A 17,774-nucleotide genomic window follows, 5' to 3' on the forward strand; every position below is an offset into this window, starting at 1 on the left:
ACTGTATTAATGAAACTGTCAATTTACATATTGACAATTTTTTATTTTAACCAGCATTAAAAACGAAATAGCCAAGGAACATTATGCAAGTTCTGAACAATAATAATTTAAACTATCTTAATATCGTAATACTAAGCATCATTACTGTGTTGACGGTTTTTGTTTCGACTAATTTATACGCTGCACAAGTCAATACAACATTGGCTTTTCCAACGGCAAAAGGATTTGGTAAATACGCAACAGGAGGAGTTAATGGCACGCTTTATAGAGTGACTACATTGGAAGATAATTTAGATAAGCCGCAACCAGGCAGCCTTCGCTATGCAATTGTGCAAAAACATCCTCGCACTGTCGTATTTGCGGTATCAGGTGTGATCAAATTGGCAGGGGAACTTAAAATCTCACATGGTAATATCACCATCGCGGGGCAAAGTTCGCCAGGTGGGATTGCCATTGTTGGTGCACCTGTGACGGTCTCATCCGCAGATAATGTGATTATCCGCTATATGCGCTTTCGCTTAGGTACATTTGGTTATGCTGATGATTCATTAACGGTACGTAATAGTGAGAATGTCATTATTGATCATTGTTCATTGAGTTGGTCAGTGGATGAAACTGCGAGTTTCTATAATAACCGTAACTTTACATTACAAAATTCCATTATTTCACATAGTTTAAGCCATTCAATTCACCCTAAAGGCGATCATGGCTATGGTGGCATTTGGGGCGGGGCAAATGCGAGCTTTATTAATAATATAATTGCCAATCATGCCAGTAGAACGCCTAGGCTCAATGGTCATAGACTTAAATCACCGTATGCACAAGATGAAGAGTTTGTTGAGCTTATCAATAATATTATTTTTAACTGGGGACATAATAATGTTTATGGTTCAGAAAATGGTCGTTTTAACTTGATCAACAATTATTATAAACCAGGTAAAGCAAGTAAGATCATGCAGTTTGCTGATATTTGGTATTCCCCAGAGATCAAAGAAAATCAGGCATATATTATGGGAAATGTACTTGAGAATAACCCACAACTGACTGAGCATAATTATTTAGGTGTAAATTATCGCAAAGCAGTCAAAGCAAAACGCACTATCAGTGATGAAAATAGCCAGTGGTTAAGTGATAAACCAATCATTACATCACCCATGCAAACAACCATGGTTTATGTTAGTGCAAAGCAAGCATTTAGTGATGCCATTAAAGGGCAACATATAGGAGCAAGTCGTAATGCACATGGCTATTTCCATGACAGTATTGATACGCTTGTTTATCAACAGCTTACTGATAGTGTCGCGATAAAGAAAAATGGTTTGATTGATCATGAGTTTGAGCTAATTGGTAATTGGGATGCATATAAACAGGAATTTACAGGGGTTCCTGCAATCGTTGATGCTAATGAAGATGGTGTTGCGGATGATTGGTTCAAACAGCATCAGCTGCAATTAAAAAATGCTACTACAGCGCAGGTTTTGCAGCAGTACTTAAATTCGCTTAGCGACTAACAAAGAAAGCCTTGATGACTTAAAATAACCATTAACTCATCAAGGCTTTAATTTTAACAACAATAATGATCAACGAGTTTTAGCAAATTGTGCTGTTAAAAAGTCATCAATAACACTTGTTGTAGGCGTTAACCACGGCTGGAATAACCAAAATGAATGCGGCGCATCATCAAACTGGTAAACTTCACTGGGTATATGCAACTGTTGCAACTTTTGTATTGCGCTGTCTCTACCTGCACGAAAGCGTGGCACTGAGCTATTAATGAAAAGTGTTGCAGGCGCTTTTTTATCAATATAGAAAATAGGCGATGCGTCGTGCCAACGCTGTTGGATAGTTTCATACCTACCCCCCAACCACTTGCTGGCTGAAGTGACGGATTTGGCTGAGTTGTTTTCAAAAGGTAGTGCTTCTGGAGACGTGAAATCACTTAAGCCATCTATATTGATCAGCGCTTGGACATTAAATCGCTTCGAGTTAGTGTCGCTGCTATCAACAATTCCGCCGCTGTAGGCTAATAGCGCGGCTAATTGGCCACCTGCAGAGCCGCCCGATAAAGCAATCTTAGTGCTGTCTATATTATACTGAGCAGCATTATTATTGAGCCAATGAAACGCACTAACTAAATCCTCAACTGCTGCAGGATAAGGCGCTTCGTCGCTGAGGCGGTAACTGGGTGTTGCAACAACATAACCACGTTCTACCAGCGCAATTGCAAGTGCTGTCATTAATGCGGGGGTGCCTGATTGCCAGCCACCACCGTGGATCAACATAATCAAAGGCGCCGTTTGTGTTTGCTGTGTTTGCTGATAAATATCTAAAGTCTGTGCACTGGTTTTAGCTTGTTTGTAAACCAGTGCTTTATGAGCGATTACAGAGTCAGGAAGTGTCGTTGCGGGCACCTGCATGTGTGGATAGTGTTTGATTAGTTTTTTATAAGTATTTTCAACGGTGTAATCAGCTGCTATGCATGGCTGAACACAGAGCAATAATACGGCAAAAAAGTTCAACGTTTGATGTTTTAGCATATTCATTTAATCCAAAGTGTCGTAACGGGCATAGTCAAAATCGGCATAGTTGCTAGCACCAGGAGTTTGCGACAGGCTAAATAAGCCTAACTTAGCACCTACCCAGCGGCCTTTTTTAGCTTGGAAGTGTTCACCAATAATTTTAAACTCAGCGCTCGCAGCGGTTCTATAACTAAAAATGGCTGTGGCGCCTGGTTGTAGAACGACTTTTAGTTCAAGATAGGGTTGTGTCAGTGGTTGTTGCTCTACGATACTTTCTGTACAGCCTTTTCTCGCATTAAAACAGTGCACATAGACTAGCTGTTGTTCGCCAGTAGAAGATGTTTTGATACCCATCCATGCATAGTCTTCACCAAATAGAATAACTCCTGAGGAACTAGCAGAGGTTGTTTCGTTGACCTGCAATGTGGTTGTAAAAGCAAACTGTTCTGCAGGGATCTTTTGCAGTAACAAAGAAGGCGTTGACCATAAATTAGTGTTGTTCTGGGTTGTAAATGGCTGCGAGTATAAGCGTAAAAAGCCGGGGTTGTCTGTCAATGAATACCAGCTGTTACTTGGATTTGCATTCCATTGCCATAATAAACTTAGCTTAGCGCTGTTGAATTCATCATTGTTCACTATGCTGGTGGGTTGTGGGCTAATTTTGCTTCGAGGCTTGGTGTGCTGTAAAACCGGCTGCCCAGTTCCATTAGCATTTTTATCTATACCAATGATTGGCCAATCATTGTCCCAGTGCATAGGTTGTAAATGGGTGATACGGCCATACGCTTGTTTGCTTTGAAAGTGAATAAACCAGTCTTCATCAAATTGGGTGTGAACCCACGCACCTTGATGAGGACCGTTTATCACTGAATTACCTTGCGCCATAACAACCTTGGCTTCATAGGGACCGGTAATTTCTTTTGCTCTAAATACCGATTGCCAACCTAAATCTACCCCACCAGCAGGCGCAAAAATATAGTAGTAACCGTTACGCTTATAAAATTTAGGACCTTCAATGGTGCGATATCCAGGGTGATTTTTACCATCGACAATGTGTGTAAATTTGTCACTAACCCAACTTGCGTCATCTTTCATTTCACGCAGCGTCAGTACATTATTAAAGCCAGCACGACTTTTTGCCCATGCATGTATTAAGTAGGTTTTACCATTGTCGTCCCATAATGGTGCAGGGTCGATCAATCCTTTACCCGCTAAAATAAGCTGTGGGGTTGACCAAGCTCCAGCAGGATCATCTGTTGTAGTTACATAAATACCAAAATCAGGATCAGGATAAAAAATCCAAAATTTATTATCATGAAAACGGATTGTTGGCGCCCATACGCCGTTGCCATGTTGTACTTTTGCAAAGTGGGCTTGTGGCAGCTGTATTGGCAGTGCATAATTAATTAACTGCCAGTTGACTAAATCGGTAGAGTGTAAAATAGGCAAGCCAGGTGCAGAGTTGAAGCTAGATGCTGTCATGTAATAATCACCATTAACGGCAACTACATCCGGGTCGGAATAATCGGCATGCAGGATTGGGTTTTTATATTCGCCATTACCTAGATCTGCTTGCCACGGACTTTGAGAGTGTGTTGGCGATAGTAATTGCGACTCTTTTGCATAACACGGGTTGCTACTTAAGCAGACAACCAACAGCGCTAAAAAGAAATTGTATTTGTTGTTTAGCATCGGTTATTTCTCCACTTCTAAACTGGCAAGAATAAAAGGCCCAACTGCTTTAGGATCATTCGCACGTACATTTTCACTGATGTAATAAGCAAAGCTGCCATCTCTATATGGTTTTCCGCCAAGCCCAGCCACTTCACATACTTGTTGTATTGATAAGGTGTTATCTGCCTCACGTTTAATAAAGTTGCTAACTACAGCATTAAAGGTGGTTTTTGCAATTGCTTGGTAGCTATCAGGCAAGTAACCTTGATTAGCACCTCTTGCAATTGCATAGCTGAGCATCGCGCTGCCAGAGGATTCTAAATAATTACCGCGTAATTCACCTTTATCTGTAACTTGATACCATACAGCGGAGTCAGAACGCAGCTTTAACATGTTATCTATCAATGTTTTAAAGCGCTGCGTCAGCCAGATTCTTTTTGGATAATCCTTCGGTAGTTGATCTAATACATCAACCATTGCCATGGCGTACCAACCGATAGAGCGCGACCAATGATTAGGTGATTGTCCGGTTTTTTTATCTGCCCATCGCTGTTGTTTAGATTCATCCCAGCCATGCACAGGTAGCGCGGTGTCACCGCGATAAGTATGTTGTTCAATAAATTCAAACTGTTTTATAACATCATCATACTGATCTACTGTTCCAAAGCGGCGGATATATTCGGCATAAAAGGGCGCTGCCATATATAAACCATCAAGCCACATTTGCGAGGTATAGCGTTTTTTATGCCAAAAGCCACCATCAATTGTGCGAGGTTGTAATTTGAACTGTGCATATAAAGTATCGAGGGCAAGACGATATTTACGATCTTTTGTTTCATCAAACATAAAAAACAGTAACTTGCCGGCATTGAGCATGTCGAGATTATATTTGCTCATTACGTAGGTTTTAATACTGCCATCTTCCATTACTAACGCGTCTACATATTCTTTAATGTAATTGAAATAGCGTTGTTCTGGTTGATGCTGATAGAGCTTGGCAAATGACAGTAACACTAAGCCATGGGTGTAATCCCAGCGCGGTTCAGTGCGCCAATCAATGGTGTAGGCCTGTGGATTACGGATCATCTCAGAGTTAGCCATTTGCACGGCATAGCTCAGTGAGTTGTTATTATTTTGCGCAGACACATTCATTATTGAGCAGAATAAGCAGCAGAGCAAAAATGAAAAAATATTTTTATTTACGCTGTTTTTATTGATTTTGATTATACGCATCATAAATCCTTATGAGCTTAGTGTGCTGATGTTGTTGAAGGGAAGTGAGTTTTGGCCGGTAAGCAAAATGCGATGGACTTTGCTTTCCGGCTGAATAATCTATGGCTGTTTAGTTGTTACCAGCTAGAAGCTTTGCTACTTCAAGGCTTGCTAGAATGAAGGGACCATTTCCTTTAGGATCATTTTTGCTGACCGGCTCGCTCATATAATAGTGATAACTACCATCACGACCAAAGCCAAGGCCTGCAACATAGCATTGGTTTGTCATACTTACCGTGCCATCGCTATGTACTAATGTAAATTGGTTAAGTAAACCTTGATACGCTGCAAGGGCAGTGTCTTGATAATCAGCATCGATATAGCCATTATTAAGTGCTTTGGCATAAAAGTAAGCAAACATGGCTGTTGCAGTTGATTCTTGGTAGTTACCTAAAGCCGTTGGTTTGTCTAAAACTTGCCACCATGTGCCGGTATCAGTATCTTGAACTTTGGCAATATCCGTGGCCAACTCTTTTACCATGGCGAGTAAGGTATCGCGTTGCTCTGTGTTTTTTGCTGGGATGTAATCGAGTACATCAACCACTGCCATAGCGAGCCACCCCATACCACGGCCCCAAAATTCTGCAGAAACACCCGTTTGTTTATCTGCCCATGCTTGCTGTTTAGATTCATCCCAACCGTGATAGTACAACCCTGTTTTTGGATCGCGTAGTGCTTCACGTGTGAGCTTAAATTCGTTTACAACCTCGGCGAAGGTTTCTTGTTGCTGATGGCCCGTTTCAAATAAGCTACCGTACTGGGCTAAAAACGGCATACCCATATAAACGCCATCTAGCCACACTTGATGTTGATATTTGTTTTTGTGCCAAAATGCGCCTTGTGATGTACGTGGCTGTAACTGTAATTGTGCACGTAAAGCTTTTGCGGCAGATAAATATTGTTTCTGCTGGGTATCTTGGTATAGCTGGATAAGATTACGCCCAGGCGGAATGTTATCAATGTTAAAATTGCTTTGTTTATAGGCGGTGATTTTGCCTTGTTGATCAATAAAGCTACCAGTAACTTGGGCAATCACATTCTTATAAGTTTGCTCATCAGTTGCCATCCCTAATTGGTAGTAAGCATATGGCTGTAAGCCGATAATGTCGTATTCAAACTTTGGGCTGCGCTTACGGTTCACATCCCAGCCATTGGCATGATAGCCTAGTGCTTTTCTTTTCAGCTCTGAATCGGCAAGGGCGCGGGCCCATTCAAGGGCTATTTTATCATTAAGCGGTTGCGTCGTTTTTTTTGCTGTAACTGTGGTATGCAAAGTAATGCGTGGTTTAATTGTCAATCTTTCAGCTTGTTGATCAAGGTACTCAATAAAGCTTTCTTTATCGTTGATACCACTTTCAGGTTGCCAAACAGAGGCAAAATAGTAATCAGTATGCTGTGTACTTTGTCCTTTAGGTTTGAGTACTGCAAGGTAGTTATTTTTGTCTTGGCGCACGTCAATGACATCACCTTTTTTAAAGAAAACCGCCATACCTAAAGCTGATTTATCTAAGCTTTGATTGCCCCAACTGGCGATATAGCTATAGCCATAATTACTCATAGTATCTAGATCAGCTTGAATAAACTCAGTCTCAGGGTGCTTAACAACTCCGGCAACTATATTAGGCAAATTTTTATCAGTGCTCAGTTCTACATGCGCTAAGCGCGACCCAGCATGCATACTAATATTAGCGGTCAAATTTTGGTTTTGATAACTGTTTCTCCAGCCTTGATAATCAATTTGGATACTGGCGCGTAAATCGCCATTCTCAATAATCCGTGCTGTTCGTGAACTTACATCAGCGACATGTTCCAGCTCATCATTACTACCCATTAAACCAAATCCACCAGCCCCTAAAGACTTGCCCACTTTGAGAATGTCCATTCCCCAATCTTGCTTGTCATGATAAGAGTCATATCCATCTAGTCCAACTGTATGTAGAACTGGTTTAGTGGTTAACTTACCGAAAATGTCAAAGCCATTACGCCAATCGAGGTAAAAACGGTAACCTACTTTATCTGATTCAATGCCAGGACCTTCATAACGGATCCAATTTGAATGATCTGTGTAATAATCTGGTGGCGTTAACTCATCAACATTTGTAAATTCACCGCCTACATATTCTTTTTTACCTGTACCAACTTGATGTTTTGGTGGGCGCGAGTGTGGCTGCCATTGGCCGCCCTGTTTATGGGCAAGATCAGCTTGAACACGTTTTGTTTGTGTTGTTATTGGCGGCTTACTTTGCTGTGTAATAGTGACTTCAATTGGTTTATCAGATAAGTCGACAATAAAATAAACACCATCAAGTTCACCGTCTGAGTTAATATCTACTGCTTGGCTTGGTAACACTTGCTGCGCTGTCTTTATTGTTAAAGCAGCTGCTTGGTTAAGGCCTAAATCATAATAGCTAATATAAATAGGTTCATCAGGGCGTTCAAATGAAGATGGATTAACAATGTCCACTTTAGCAACTAATGCGCTTCCAAAGGAGTTAGTTTCGCTTGCTTGTAGTGGCGTTTTAATGGCTGCTTGTTCTTGGCATGCAATCAATAATAGGCTAGAGCTCAGAACTGTTCCCATCATAAAGCGCTTTGATAACAGTGATGTTTTTAAAGTCATTGTGTGTCCTCAATGGTTGAGCCACTAAAATTAGGTGGCTCTATTATTGTTATTTATCGAGATTGTATGCTTTTTTAACTAGCCCATAGGTTAGTTGATAAGCAAGTGTCTGTGCGCTACTTTCGCTAATTTGATGATTAGCTACCAATTCAGCCAAGTAGCGACAGTCAACACGGCGTGCAACATCATGACGAGCTGGAATTGATAAAAATGCGCGGGTGTCATCATTAAAGCCAACCGTGTTATAAAAACCAGCTGTTTCAGTTGTTTGCTGTCTAAAACGAAGCATACCGGCGGGGCTGTCATGGAACCACCAAGCAGGACCTAACTTGAGGCTAGGGTAGTGACCCGCTAGTGGCGCAAGTTCTCGACTATAGGTCGTTTCATCTAATGTGAATAGGATGATTTTAAGATCCGGGTGATTTCCGTGTTTACTCAATAGTGGTTTGAGTGCATTAACGTATTCAGTTTGGCTTGGAATATCACAGCCTTTATCACGGCCAAATTGATCAAATACCGCTTGGTTATGATTACGATGCGCGCCAGGGTGAATTTGCATCACTAAACCATCTTTAATGCTCATACCGGCAAGCTCAGTGAGCATTTGGCCACGGAATAATTCTTGCTCTTGCTCTGTTGAATGGCCTGTTCGACATTTTTCAAATAATGCTTCACATTCTGCGGTAGGTAAGTCAGCAGTTAATGCAGTAGGGTGGCCATGATCGGTTGCTGTTGCACGTCCTTCAATACGAAAGTAATCACGACGTATTTGAATTGCCGCTAAATAACCTTGCCAAGTCGTTGTATCTTGGTCGGTTATCTCACCAAGTTTAATTACGTTGTCGATAAAATCTTCACGGCTAGCATCAACCACATCATCAGGTCTAAAGGTGGTGATCACACGTTTTGCTATTGCAGAGCCTGCAATTGCGCGGTGGTGCGGGAGCTGATCAAGTGCACCTTCTGTTGTGGCAATTAGTTCAATATTAAAGCGGTCCATCAGTGCATGAGGCTTGAACTCGGGTGTTGCTAACGCAGCTGTAATTTTTTGATAATAGTGCTGACCATTTTCAGAGCAAAGTTTTTCTGTAAAACCAAACACATCACTAAATACCGCATCTAACCAATAGCCACTTGGCGTTCCGGCATACAGGTGATAGTTATCAGCAAAGATTTGCCATACTTTTTCAGGATCAGCTGCTTTTGAACGAGCCATATCGCCTTGCAGCCCATGCTCAGGTACTCCTAAATCAGTCATTGGGATCCCTTGACTATAGAGCATTCTAAATACGTAGTGATCGGGTTTTATAAATAGCTCAGTAGCATTGCCAAAGTTTTCATTTTCATTAAACCAACGAGGATCTGTGTGACCGTGCGGACTAATAATCGGTAAGTCTTTAATTGATTCATATAACTTTCTAGCGATAGCAACGACGCTAGGATCGCTTGAAAATAAACGATCTGGGTGCAATTCTAAAGGTTCGATATTGCTCGGCATTGAAGATTCCTTAACTGTTCTGCTTGTTTATTGCCACCGGTGGCATGCAAAGATAAATTACACTGACAACGTATGGCAGTCAATATGTTAATTAGTTGTTGTTTAGTACCTGAAGGCAGGCTTGCGTGATTTTTTCATAGTCTTTACTTTGTACCCATTGTGATTGTGCAACCCAAGTTCCACCCACAGCCATCACATTATTAAGTGCTAAATAGTCTTTAAAGTTTTGTTCATTAATGCCACCTGTTGGGCAAAAGCGAATATCAGCAAATACGCTGCTGACTGCTTTTAAAAACTGCTCGCCACCACACAAAGAGGCAGGAAATAATTTTTGCTCAGTAAAGCCATATTCTTTAGCAAGTAAAATATCGGCGGTGTTTGAAACACCCGGCACAACGGGCACAGAAGATTGACTAAGGGCATCGAGTAATCGTGGTGATACCGCAGGAGTAACAATAAAATCACTGCCGGCGGCAAGACTTTTTGCAAGTAATGCTTGATCAGTAATCGTGCCGGCACCAACGCATAAATCGGGTAGTGCTTTTTTAATCGCGATTAATGCGTCAAGGGAAGCTGGCGTTCGCAGCACAACTTCAACTAAATGAATGCCAGCCTTGTACATGGCAGTGGCAATAGCCACACCTTCTTCACTACTGTTTGCTTGGATGATAGGCAATATAGGTTGGTTGCCTAATAATGTTGAAAACACGGTCATACAATTTTCCTATTAATACTTATTATTTTTGTAATTGAGCCATAGTTAACGGCTGTTTGTTTAAAGTGACATTGGTTAAGCTCATGTTATTCACATTAGCAACAATAGAATCATCACCCACTTGGTCAAAATGACAGTCGATAAAATGGATATCGTTCATTGGTGCGCGTGCAAAGCCATTGAGGTAAAAAGCCTTACTCAACACATTTTTACAATGTAGGTTTTCAATTTTAATATCACGAACTGTTGGGTCGAACTGTCCCGCATCGCCTTCTTCATAAAAAAAGTTGATCACAACAGCATTTTTAACCGTGCCAACTTCGATGTTACGTATGCGAATATGCTCGATCAAACCGCCACGTACTGAGTTAGTTTTGATACGAATAGCGCGCTCTAGGTGGGGGCTGTCCATGGTGCAGTTTTGCACAAAGACATTATTTACACCGCCAGATATCTCACTGCCGATCACAACACCACCATGGCCTTCTTTCATATGGCAGTTTTCAATAACAATGTTTTGCGATGCTACCCCAACACGGCGACCATCAGCATTTCGGCCCGATTTGATCGCGATACAATCATCACCGGTATCAAAGACACAGTTTTTAATGTGCACGTGGTCGCAACTTTCTGGATCACAGCCGTCTGAATTAGGACCATGGCTTGAAAAATTCACGTTATCAACCGTAACACTTTGGCATAAAACCGGGTTCACTAACCAAAAAGGTGAGTTTTTAATTGTTACGCCTTCGATTAAAATATTTTTACATTTATACGGTTGAATAAAAGGAGGGCGTAAATAGGCACCAGTACTGTATATACGTTGGCTGACAGGCACACCGGCTTCGGCATCAACCATCAACTGATCACGTGCTTCACGCTGGTGCAATACTTTACCTTGGCTATCTTTAATTAAATCCCAATGGCCTTCCTTGTGTGGTCCCTTCCAAGGCCACCAGGTTTGGTTATCGCCATTTCCTTGCAGTGTTCCTTTACCTGTGATGGCAATGTTTTCTTGTTCATAAGCATAAATCAGTGGTGAGTAGCCCATCATTTCTAAGCCTTCCCAGCGAGTAAATACCTCTGGTAAGTAATGATTAGGATCAGTGCTGAAACTTAATATTGCCTTATCAGCCAAGTGTAAATTTACGTTAGAAAGTAAATGAATGGCACCGGTCAAGTAGGTGCCATTTGGAATGTAGACCTGACCACCTCCTTGTGCGTGGCAGGCTTCAATGGCGTTTTTAATGGCCAGTGTGCAATCATGTTGGCCATTTTCTTTTGCACCAAAGTCTTTAATATTAAATTGCTTAGCAGGGAAGGTTGGGACGACAATCTTAGCTTTTATATGTTCAGCCATTTGCCAATCATCTGCGCTAATTGGTGCGTCAAAAACATTGAGCAAAGGGGCTGACTTACAGCCAACTAAGGTTGCAGTTACCAAAGTGCTAGAAGCTAATGCTTTAAGAAAATAGCGTCGTTGATTATTCATTTTTGTATCCTGCTGCTGTAATTGGAATTATTATAATAGGTTAACATTAGCAGTTATTGCCACCGGTGGCAATGGTGTTTTATTATGAACTTTAAAATAGTGTTAAGTTTATTATTTTATAAAAATTTACTTAGCAGAACATAGCAAAACGCGGTGTTACTTTGTGCAGGAAAAAATAAATGACGCTTGTGAAAAGCAAGTAAGCGAATTAAATAAGAGGGTATAGGGTTGATTACTGCAAGCTCATTAACCTCATCGTGAAGTTAATGAGCTTATTATTGAATTAATTTCTATAAAATGCCGTCATAGTGGTCAGTTTTTATTAACTTAATCACCAGAAAGTCCGGATACTTTCACATCGTATACTGCTAGGTATTTACCTGTTGTATCTGCACCAGCCGCATTGTATGGGTAAATCCGTATATACAGTTTGTTTTCAGCAAGTATTTGTATAGTGACATTATATTCAGTGAGTAACATGGTGTCTTTTGAGAACATAATAGGATCCTCATTTAATGATACAGGGTTACTAAAGTCGCTATTAAATGAGTATTGTATATCTGCTTGTACCGTAGAACCCCCGCTGGTAGTCATCCATGCCGAAATAGTATCGATAGAAAATGTTTGGGTCGCGGCAGTTAGTGAAAACTCTAGATATTTACCAGCATTTTTAGAGACTAAATCAGGACCATAAACCCTAAATCTTGCAACTCCTGTGTCTTGTTCGTTAACAGCAAATGTTTTAACTGAGCCTGTATCTAAATTCACAACACTTGCGTCTTGTGCTGTAATTGGACCATCCGTTATTGCTGCTAATGCCCCTCCTTCAGTAAACCAACGGCTATAAGTGGGGAGACCATTACCAACATCAACACCGTTACCTGAAACATTTACCGTGCCTAAATCAATACCACCAGCAAAAAAACTAATACTATCATTGAAAGATTTTTCAGAGTAAGGAGTGAACTGAACATACATTTTTTCAGTGAATGCACCATTTTCTGATCCAAGTTAAGAAAACTAGATAATAAAATTCGCGAAAAATATGGGATAAGCGGGGATGACTTGGGATTTAGCGGGATAACATTTTAAATAGTCTTTAAAATACTGAAAGTCTACTTACTCCTTTATATTATGGTTCCCATCTTCATATTTTTCTAGAGCATCAACAAAAATGTCTAGAACTTTTGGGATCGAAAGAATTTCTACATAAGGGATATAAAGGTTAGCCCTGCCACCATTTAATACACCGTGGTCATTTCTGTTTTTGAATTTTGTTCCAGTAATAAAAATTTCAATAAGAAACCCTTCAAAGATAAAGCATACTGTCATAGATAACTTTTTCCCTTCCGTCATAACACAGTATGGCGATATTATGATTTCCTTTATGCCCTCATAAGAGAAACCACCTTCAGAACTATCGATTAGTCTGGATATTTTTACAGGTATCTCATGAAAGCCAATTTTTTCATCGTTAAGCAAAACGCGTTTTAATAAATTCCAGTGCCTTTTAATAATTCTAACGTTGTCATATGGTTTCTGTGAAGATAGGGCTGATCGATAATAAATCGAAAGAAAATAAAGTAAAAGTTTGTATTGATCAACGTGTGATAAAATTAGGCAATTATCTGTTTTTGTACAATTTTTGTAGTCTCGCAAAACGTTCACAGAATACCTTTCATATTCAGTGTTTAAAAGATGCTCACAACTTTTACATAACTGTAGCTCTGCCCAACTATTACTGCTGTAACTGATTGGTCCCTCACCTGCATGGAAGGTTATTGCTTTACCAGATAGAGTTTTGAATAGCTTTTTAAATACAGCGTTGCCTATGGCATGTGATTTTTGAAGTTCCTTGTGCTTTTCACACAGTTTGCATGTTCCGTGAGTAGGCATTTATATCCTTATTTGTTGAAGTAAATAACAGAAGTAATAATAGTTACAACGACTGCAATACTGATGAATATGCGCAGTATTTCTCGTTCTTTGTTTTCAGTCTCTAGTTCAATTCTTCTTGTATCAGCTTCAATAGCTTCAGCTTTGGAAGTATACATATCAGCTTGTGCATGTAATCGAGCTACATGGTCATTAATGATCTCATCGTGAATTGCCATGAATTCTTTGGCATCATCTCTAGACATTGTTGCCTTGATTTTATCTACAGCAGCACAATGATCTTTTTCTAGCTTTTCTTGTTGCTCAGGTTCTGTTTTATTGAAGAGTTCAATGTAGTTGTATGCGAATTGTTTAACTAGCTCTGCATTCATGATGTTCCCCGTTAAATGCTGTTTATATAAATGTACCATCTGAATAAAAAAACGACAGGGAATTTTTAGTAAGTTTTTGCCATAAAAAAGCCCCTTTCGGGGCAATTGGTTGGTTAGAATAGCTCGGGTTGTATTTTCTTTTTTTCAGCGGCGGTAATAGCCCGAACAATTTGGTAGATGCGTTGTTCAGAATATCCATATTTCTTTGCAAGCTCTGTGTGGTTGTTACCTCGAAAGTCTTGGTAAATTTTGTTGTGCTTAAGTATGGCGTCAAGCCCAACACCTTTAGGGATATAAACGCTCATGCCACCGCATTGGTGGCGAAAGTCATCAACTATTAACGTAGCCAATTTAGTGGCCTGTTCTTCGTCAATTTTATTCTCTAAAAGCATACGCTCAATTGAATCTAGCAATATCAATAGAGTTTCAGCTGTTTGCGCTTTGCCACTCATAACTAGCTCCTGTACTTGGCTAGGTTCTCTTGCCACTTCTTAGTTGACTCTTGCAGTGTTTCAGGGCGTTCGACTTTCATTTCGATGGCCTGATTAGCAGAGACAACCGTTTTAGATGTTTGGCTGTTTAAGAACTTTTGTTGCTCGGTTTCTAGCACCTTTTGTAAGTAGGCGTGATCATCACCCATACGGCGATAACCGTTCCGCTCCCAGTGGTCACGAATGCTGGCAACGGTAATGGTTAGCGCTTGGGTAAATACTGCTAAATCGTGCTGTTTAGTTAGCTCTATTATGTCCTGGCTTAACTTTAATTGGCGCGCGTGTGATAGGTCTGATTTGTCCGGCGTGAACAATTGAACATAATCAGCTAGTGCCGCACTTGCTTGCCCTGGTAACGCAGTGTAAATGCACAGCAGTTCGTCAGACGCTTTGTTATGTGCAATTGCTGATATATCTAATAAACCTCGGCAATGAGGGCATTTAGCTAGTTTTTGCATTGCCAGCCTCCTTTGCTTGATCCACCGATATACCAAAGCGCTTAATAAACTCGTTGCAGTCTTCAAAGGCTTGTAAAATTGTAAGGTACCGCGCACGTTGCATATTAACGGGAATATTTAAACGGCTTGCTTGCAACTTGGTTTGAACGGCAAACATTTCTGTTGCATCGTCTAGTGATTCCATATCAAGGTCTTTGTAGTAGCGCAAAACAGCGGCAATTTTTACCGTCATCGCTTGTTTCATTAAGCGTAAATGGTAGCGCTTTAAACGCTCAATTAGCTCATTTGATATGGGGGCCATCCAGTCTAAACGTTCAATTTCTTTGCCATCGTTTAGGCTTTTTGATTGCTTTACACACCACTTTTCAAGGGCAATATAACTGCCATTTTCAAGTAGCTTATGCGCTTTCATCATGGTCCACACTTGGCCTAGCTTTTTAAGCCTGGGCTCTTTATCAAGTAAGGCTTGATCAATCTTACGCGCAACTGGCTTTTTCTTTTTAAAGCCGAGCTTTTCCATGCCTTTAATTACTTTATCGAGCTGCTTTTTATCCATCTTGGTGGTGCTGTCGATACCCGCCCAGGCTTTAAGGTTTGCACGGTAAACATCATCTTCCATATTGAGATCACGTTTAGCGATTTGGATAAGCTGAATTAACTTTTTCACGATGCAGCCCTCTTCACTAGTTCAACGTTATCTAATTTACGAGCATACATTTGCTTTCCATATTTGATTGAGCAACTACCATTTTCAGTATCAACTCGTAATACTTTGCCTTGCCTTTTTGAAATTTGGTAACCTCGGCCAGTTCTACGCACTAACACAAATTCAACCTTATCGCCTTCATTAATATTTATACTATTCATTGGTTACTCCAAAGCCGCCCGTAGGCGGCATACCGTTAAGCGGATTGTTTTACTGGTTCGTGCACAGCTAAGGTTTCCTCTTTGATAAAGGCAACCTTTGATCCTGCGTTATTGATTTTTGCTTGATTAAAGCTATTCAGCGCTTTTTTGTATGATGGCGAAGTGATCATAGGGTAATCATTTACGCGTACTTTATAAGTTATTGTCTTCATGCTGATTCCTCCACATCACTTAAGTGATCAACAGGCACATGCACCGGTTTAATAAAAAATTGCTCTTTTTGATTAAAGGTAATGCCAGCAATATTTTTAACTTGTTCACGGTGTTTAATGAGGCCTGTTTTATTCACAGATGTTTTAACGCTAAGCAAATCAGTCAGTTTTAATTGCTCTTGTAGCTTTGCTAACGCGTCGATCACATCTTGCCCGTTCTTCACTGTGACAGATAGCGGTGGTGTGCGGGTGCCAATTTCGCCTACTGTATAAATGCGCGACTTTTTACCCGCAGGCACAATGTCTTGCTGGTTGGCGCTAAAGAATATTTGAGCCGATTTACTCAATACCTTAATTTCGTTATTGATTGCCGTGGCTTGTTCTTTTAACGATGTCTTGGCATCTTCAATCGCCTGATTGGTTTGTGCAGTCGCTATGTCTAGCATTGTTTGCAGTTGGCCAATGCGGAATATGGTTTTTTCTAACTCGTCTGAGCTGCTTACAGACAGCATATCGTCTGATTTTACGCGGCGGTTTGTTGGTTTAGCCATGGCGTTTATCCTTCATATTGTGGATTTGAGTTTCAAGTTTGTGGGTTGCGTCTTGCAGTTGCGCTAAAGTACTTAGTGCATCGTCTTTACGTCCCGCTAAAATTTCGCCATTAACCAGCTCAGTTAATTGTGCAATGGTATAAATTGATGGCGCGGTATTTTGGGTTAATCGGGTAGTGCTAATTTGGGCTGTTGCACTGTTCATGGTTTGTTCCTTACGCTGCTTTTTCTTGTAACCAAGCACGGGCAGCGGTGATCACATCGGCTGCGTTATCGCCAACAAATGGCAAGCCAATGTCAGCTATTACCGCTTGTGCTTTTGGGGTTAGGTTTTCGATAGTAATGCGCGTCGTTATCTCAAATTGCAGTAAGTACTTAGCGCGTTCTTTTTCTGTTTTTAACTGGCTCAAAAGTGCCTTGTCAAAATCAGTAATTGATAAAAAGGCCATGTTAGGCTCCTGGGTTATGTTGAAGTTTGGTTTGCTCTTGGCCATGCACAGGGCGATGCAAAGACTCTTTTTTACCTGCCTTAATACCGTCAAGAATTGCGCGGTTGGTGTTCGCTTTTTTGCCTCGCTTTAACGGTGAGCTGCTGCTCAGGTCGGGGAACTCTTGCGCCATGTAGCGTTCAATAATGCTGGTTTCTTTTTCGCTAAGGGCGAACTCTTCAACCGTGCGAGCAATACCAAACACCCAGCCCTCAGCAAAGCGATCGCCACGGGCTACTTTAGTTGCACGCTTGCACTGCTTAGGTTGCTGCTTTACATACTCTTGGCGAGTTTGTTTTAGCTTGCTCCAGAGCACTTCGTAGCAATATTTAGCAAGTTCTGGTTGTGGGTTAATACCAATAAAGGCGACTTCTGAATTACTAAACAAACTGGACGACATCACAAAGCGCACACCAAATACCCGTTTGATCAAATGCAATAAAGCTGCGTGATAACTCACTACTTTTTTGCAATCCGTTTCAACACGTTCATGCTGTACATAGCTAAAATCAATGTCGCTTTCGCTTACCTTATGTTTGCGCATTAGGTTTTGCGCTTGGCGCATCGCAGCAGCTGCTTCGTGTTCGTTGGTTGCCTGCTTGGCAAGCGCTAAACACTGACGAATTTTTTTAAGAATGCGGGCATCCATA

Annotated in this window: 20 protein-coding genes; 1 reads left to right on the forward strand and 19 read right to left on the reverse strand. The window is 40.8% G+C overall.

Going from position 1 to position 17,774, the window contains the following annotated elements; translation table 11 throughout:
• Positions 1–83 precede the first annotated feature (83 nt).
• Positions 84–1,511 (forward strand): polysaccharide lyase family 1 protein, encoded by a 1,428-nt coding sequence (locus H5180_RS04525; RefSeq protein ID WP_182757745.1) that lies wholly within the window; start codon positions 84–86, stop codon positions 1,509–1,511.
• A 69-nt stretch (positions 1,512–1,580) separates the two neighbouring features.
• Here the strand turns inward: H5180_RS04525 and H5180_RS04530 are convergent, their stop codons facing one another.
• From H5180_RS04530 to H5180_RS04620, 19 genes are all read right to left on the reverse strand, one after another.
• Entirely contained in the window at positions 1,581–2,537 is a 957-nt protein-coding gene (locus H5180_RS04530) for an alpha/beta hydrolase (RefSeq protein WP_182757746.1), read from the reverse strand.
• Positions 2,538–2,543: 6 nt separating this feature from the next.
• On the reverse strand, positions 2,544–4,211 hold the full coding sequence (locus H5180_RS04535) for a glycoside hydrolase 43 family protein (RefSeq protein WP_182757747.1): 1,668 nt from the start codon (positions 4,209–4,211) through the stop codon (positions 2,544–2,546).
• 3 nt (positions 4,212–4,214) lie between these two features.
• Positions 4,215–5,429 carry a glycoside hydrolase family 105 protein gene (locus H5180_RS04540; RefSeq protein ID WP_259399535.1) on the reverse strand — a complete coding sequence of 405 codons (1,215 nt, stop codon included), beginning with the start codon at positions 5,427–5,429 and terminating at the stop codon, positions 4,215–4,217.
• Positions 5,430–5,535: 106 nt separating this feature from the next.
• Entirely contained in the window at positions 5,536–8,085 is a 2,550-nt protein-coding gene (locus tag H5180_RS04545) for a glycoside hydrolase family 88 protein (protein WP_182757748.1), read from the reverse strand.
• A 49-nt stretch (positions 8,086–8,134) separates the two neighbouring features.
• Positions 8,135–9,583, reverse strand: coding sequence for a glucuronate isomerase (gene uxaC / locus H5180_RS04550; protein WP_182757749.1), 1,449 nt, complete (start codon positions 9,581–9,583; stop codon positions 8,135–8,137).
• Positions 9,584–9,674: 91 nt separating this feature from the next.
• Positions 9,675–10,298 (reverse strand): bifunctional 4-hydroxy-2-oxoglutarate aldolase/2-dehydro-3-deoxy-phosphogluconate aldolase, encoded by a 624-nt coding sequence (eda, locus tag H5180_RS04555; RefSeq protein WP_182757750.1) that lies wholly within the window; start codon positions 10,296–10,298, stop codon positions 9,675–9,677.
• A gap of 22 nt (positions 10,299–10,320) precedes the next feature.
• A complete protein-coding gene (locus tag H5180_RS04560; protein ID WP_182757751.1) occupies positions 10,321–11,790 on the reverse strand; it encodes a glycoside hydrolase family 28 protein in 1,470 nt (489 codons plus the stop codon).
• Positions 11,791–12,117: 327 nt separating this feature from the next.
• Positions 12,118–12,768 carry a hypothetical protein gene (locus tag H5180_RS04565; protein ID WP_182757752.1) on the reverse strand — a complete coding sequence of 217 codons (651 nt, stop codon included), beginning with the start codon at positions 12,766–12,768 and terminating at the stop codon, positions 12,118–12,120.
• Between the two features lie 141 nt (positions 12,769–12,909).
• Complete coding sequence (locus H5180_RS04570) at positions 12,910–13,686, reverse strand: hypothetical protein (protein ID WP_182757753.1); 777 nt, start codon at positions 13,684–13,686, stop codon at positions 12,910–12,912.
• A gap of 8 nt (positions 13,687–13,694) precedes the next feature.
• Complete coding sequence (locus H5180_RS04575; RefSeq protein ID WP_182757754.1) at positions 13,695–14,057, reverse strand: hypothetical protein; 363 nt, start codon at positions 14,055–14,057, stop codon at positions 13,695–13,697.
• Between the two features lie 113 nt (positions 14,058–14,170).
• Entirely contained in the window at positions 14,171–14,509 is a 339-nt protein-coding gene (locus tag H5180_RS04580; protein WP_182757755.1) for a Mor transcription activator family protein, read from the reverse strand.
• A gap of 2 nt (positions 14,510–14,511) precedes the next feature.
• Entirely contained in the window at positions 14,512–15,006 is a 495-nt protein-coding gene (locus H5180_RS04585) for a hypothetical protein (RefSeq protein ID WP_182757756.1), read from the reverse strand.
• On the reverse strand, positions 14,990–15,673 hold the full coding sequence (locus H5180_RS04590) for a regulatory protein GemA (protein WP_182757757.1): 684 nt from the start codon (positions 15,671–15,673) through the stop codon (positions 14,990–14,992). Before H5180_RS04590 ends, H5180_RS04585 begins: the two co-directional genes overlap by 17 nt.
• The gene (locus tag H5180_RS04595) at positions 15,670–15,873 is read right to left on the reverse strand and encodes a hypothetical protein (protein ID WP_182757758.1); all 204 of its coding nucleotides are present in this window, start codon (positions 15,871–15,873) and stop codon (positions 15,670–15,672) included. Before H5180_RS04595 ends, H5180_RS04590 begins: the two co-directional genes overlap by 4 nt.
• Before the next feature lie 35 nt (positions 15,874–15,908).
• Positions 15,909–16,085: a hypothetical protein gene (locus H5180_RS04600; RefSeq protein WP_182757759.1), complete on the reverse strand. Its 177-nt coding sequence runs from the start codon at positions 16,083–16,085 to the stop codon at positions 15,909–15,911.
• Positions 16,082–16,636, reverse strand: a complete 555-nt coding sequence (locus tag H5180_RS04605; RefSeq protein WP_182757760.1) for a host-nuclease inhibitor Gam family protein — start codon at positions 16,634–16,636, stop codon at positions 16,082–16,084. The genes H5180_RS04600 and H5180_RS04605 overlap by 4 nt, the downstream gene beginning before the upstream one ends.
• On the reverse strand, positions 16,629–16,841 hold the full coding sequence (locus tag H5180_RS04610; protein WP_145236346.1) for a hypothetical protein: 213 nt from the start codon (positions 16,839–16,841) through the stop codon (positions 16,629–16,631). Before H5180_RS04610 ends, H5180_RS04605 begins: the two co-directional genes overlap by 8 nt.
• Before the next feature lie 10 nt (positions 16,842–16,851).
• Positions 16,852–17,085: a hypothetical protein gene (locus H5180_RS04615; RefSeq protein WP_182757761.1), complete on the reverse strand. Its 234-nt coding sequence runs from the start codon at positions 17,083–17,085 to the stop codon at positions 16,852–16,854.
• A gap of 1 nt (position 17,086) precedes the next feature.
• Positions 17,087–17,773 (reverse strand): DUF2786 domain-containing protein, encoded by a 687-nt coding sequence (locus tag H5180_RS04620; RefSeq protein WP_182757762.1) that lies wholly within the window; start codon positions 17,771–17,773, stop codon positions 17,087–17,089.
• Position 17,774 lies beyond the last annotated feature (1 nt).

This window comes from Pseudoalteromonas sp. SR41-4, assembly GCF_014163985.1.
In the GTDB taxonomy this organism is placed as follows: domain Bacteria; phylum Pseudomonadota; class Gammaproteobacteria; order Enterobacterales; family Alteromonadaceae; genus Pseudoalteromonas; species Pseudoalteromonas rhizosphaerae.

Coding starts and splice junctions, on each gene's coding strand:
- H5180_RS04525 (WP_182757745.1), top strand. CDS start 84: ATGCAAGTTCTGAACAATAATAATTTAAACTATCTTAATATCGTAATA.
- H5180_RS04530 (WP_182757746.1), bottom strand. CDS start 2,537: ATGCTAAAACATCAAACGTTGAACTTTTTTGCCGTATTATTGCTCTGT.
- H5180_RS04535 (WP_182757747.1), bottom strand. CDS start 4,211: ATGCTAAACAACAAATACAATTTCTTTTTAGCGCTGTTGGTTGTCTGC.
- H5180_RS04540 (WP_259399535.1), bottom strand. CDS start 5,429: ATGATGCGTATAATCAAAATCAATAAAAACAGCGTAAATAAAAATATT.
- H5180_RS04545 (WP_182757748.1), bottom strand. CDS start 8,085: ATGACTTTAAAAACATCACTGTTATCAAAGCGCTTTATGATGGGAACA.
- uxaC (WP_182757749.1), bottom strand. CDS start 9,583: ATGCCGAGCAATATCGAACCTTTAGAATTGCACCCAGATCGTTTATTT.
- eda (WP_182757750.1), bottom strand. CDS start 10,298: ATGACCGTGTTTTCAACATTATTAGGCAACCAACCTATATTGCCTATC.
- H5180_RS04560 (WP_182757751.1), bottom strand. CDS start 11,790: ATGAATAATCAACGACGCTATTTTCTTAAAGCATTAGCTTCTAGCACT.
- H5180_RS04565 (WP_182757752.1), bottom strand. CDS start 12,768: ATGTATGTTCAGTTCACTCCTTACTCTGAAAAATCTTTCAATGATAGT.
- H5180_RS04570 (WP_182757753.1), bottom strand. CDS start 13,686: ATGCCTACTCACGGAACATGCAAACTGTGTGAAAAGCACAAGGAACTT.
- H5180_RS04575 (WP_182757754.1), bottom strand. CDS start 14,057: ATGAATGCAGAGCTAGTTAAACAATTCGCATACAACTACATTGAACTC.
- H5180_RS04580 (WP_182757755.1), bottom strand. CDS start 14,509: ATGAGTGGCAAAGCGCAAACAGCTGAAACTCTATTGATATTGCTAGAT.
- H5180_RS04585 (WP_182757756.1), bottom strand. CDS start 15,006: ATGCAAAAACTAGCTAAATGCCCTCATTGCCGAGGTTTATTAGATATA.
- H5180_RS04595 (WP_182757758.1), bottom strand. CDS start 15,873: ATGAATAGTATAAATATTAATGAAGGCGATAAGGTTGAATTTGTGTTA.
- H5180_RS04600 (WP_182757759.1), bottom strand. CDS start 16,085: ATGAAGACAATAACTTATAAAGTACGCGTAAATGATTACCCTATGATC.
- H5180_RS04605 (WP_182757760.1), bottom strand. CDS start 16,636: ATGGCTAAACCAACAAACCGCCGCGTAAAATCAGACGATATGCTGTCT.
- H5180_RS04610 (WP_145236346.1), bottom strand. CDS start 16,841: ATGAACAGTGCAACAGCCCAAATTAGCACTACCCGATTAACCCAAAAT.
- H5180_RS04615 (WP_182757761.1), bottom strand. CDS start 17,085: ATGGCCTTTTTATCAATTACTGATTTTGACAAGGCACTTTTGAGCCAG.
- H5180_RS04620 (WP_182757762.1), bottom strand. CDS start 17,773: ATGGATGCCCGCATTCTTAAAAAAATTCGTCAGTGTTTAGCGCTTGCC.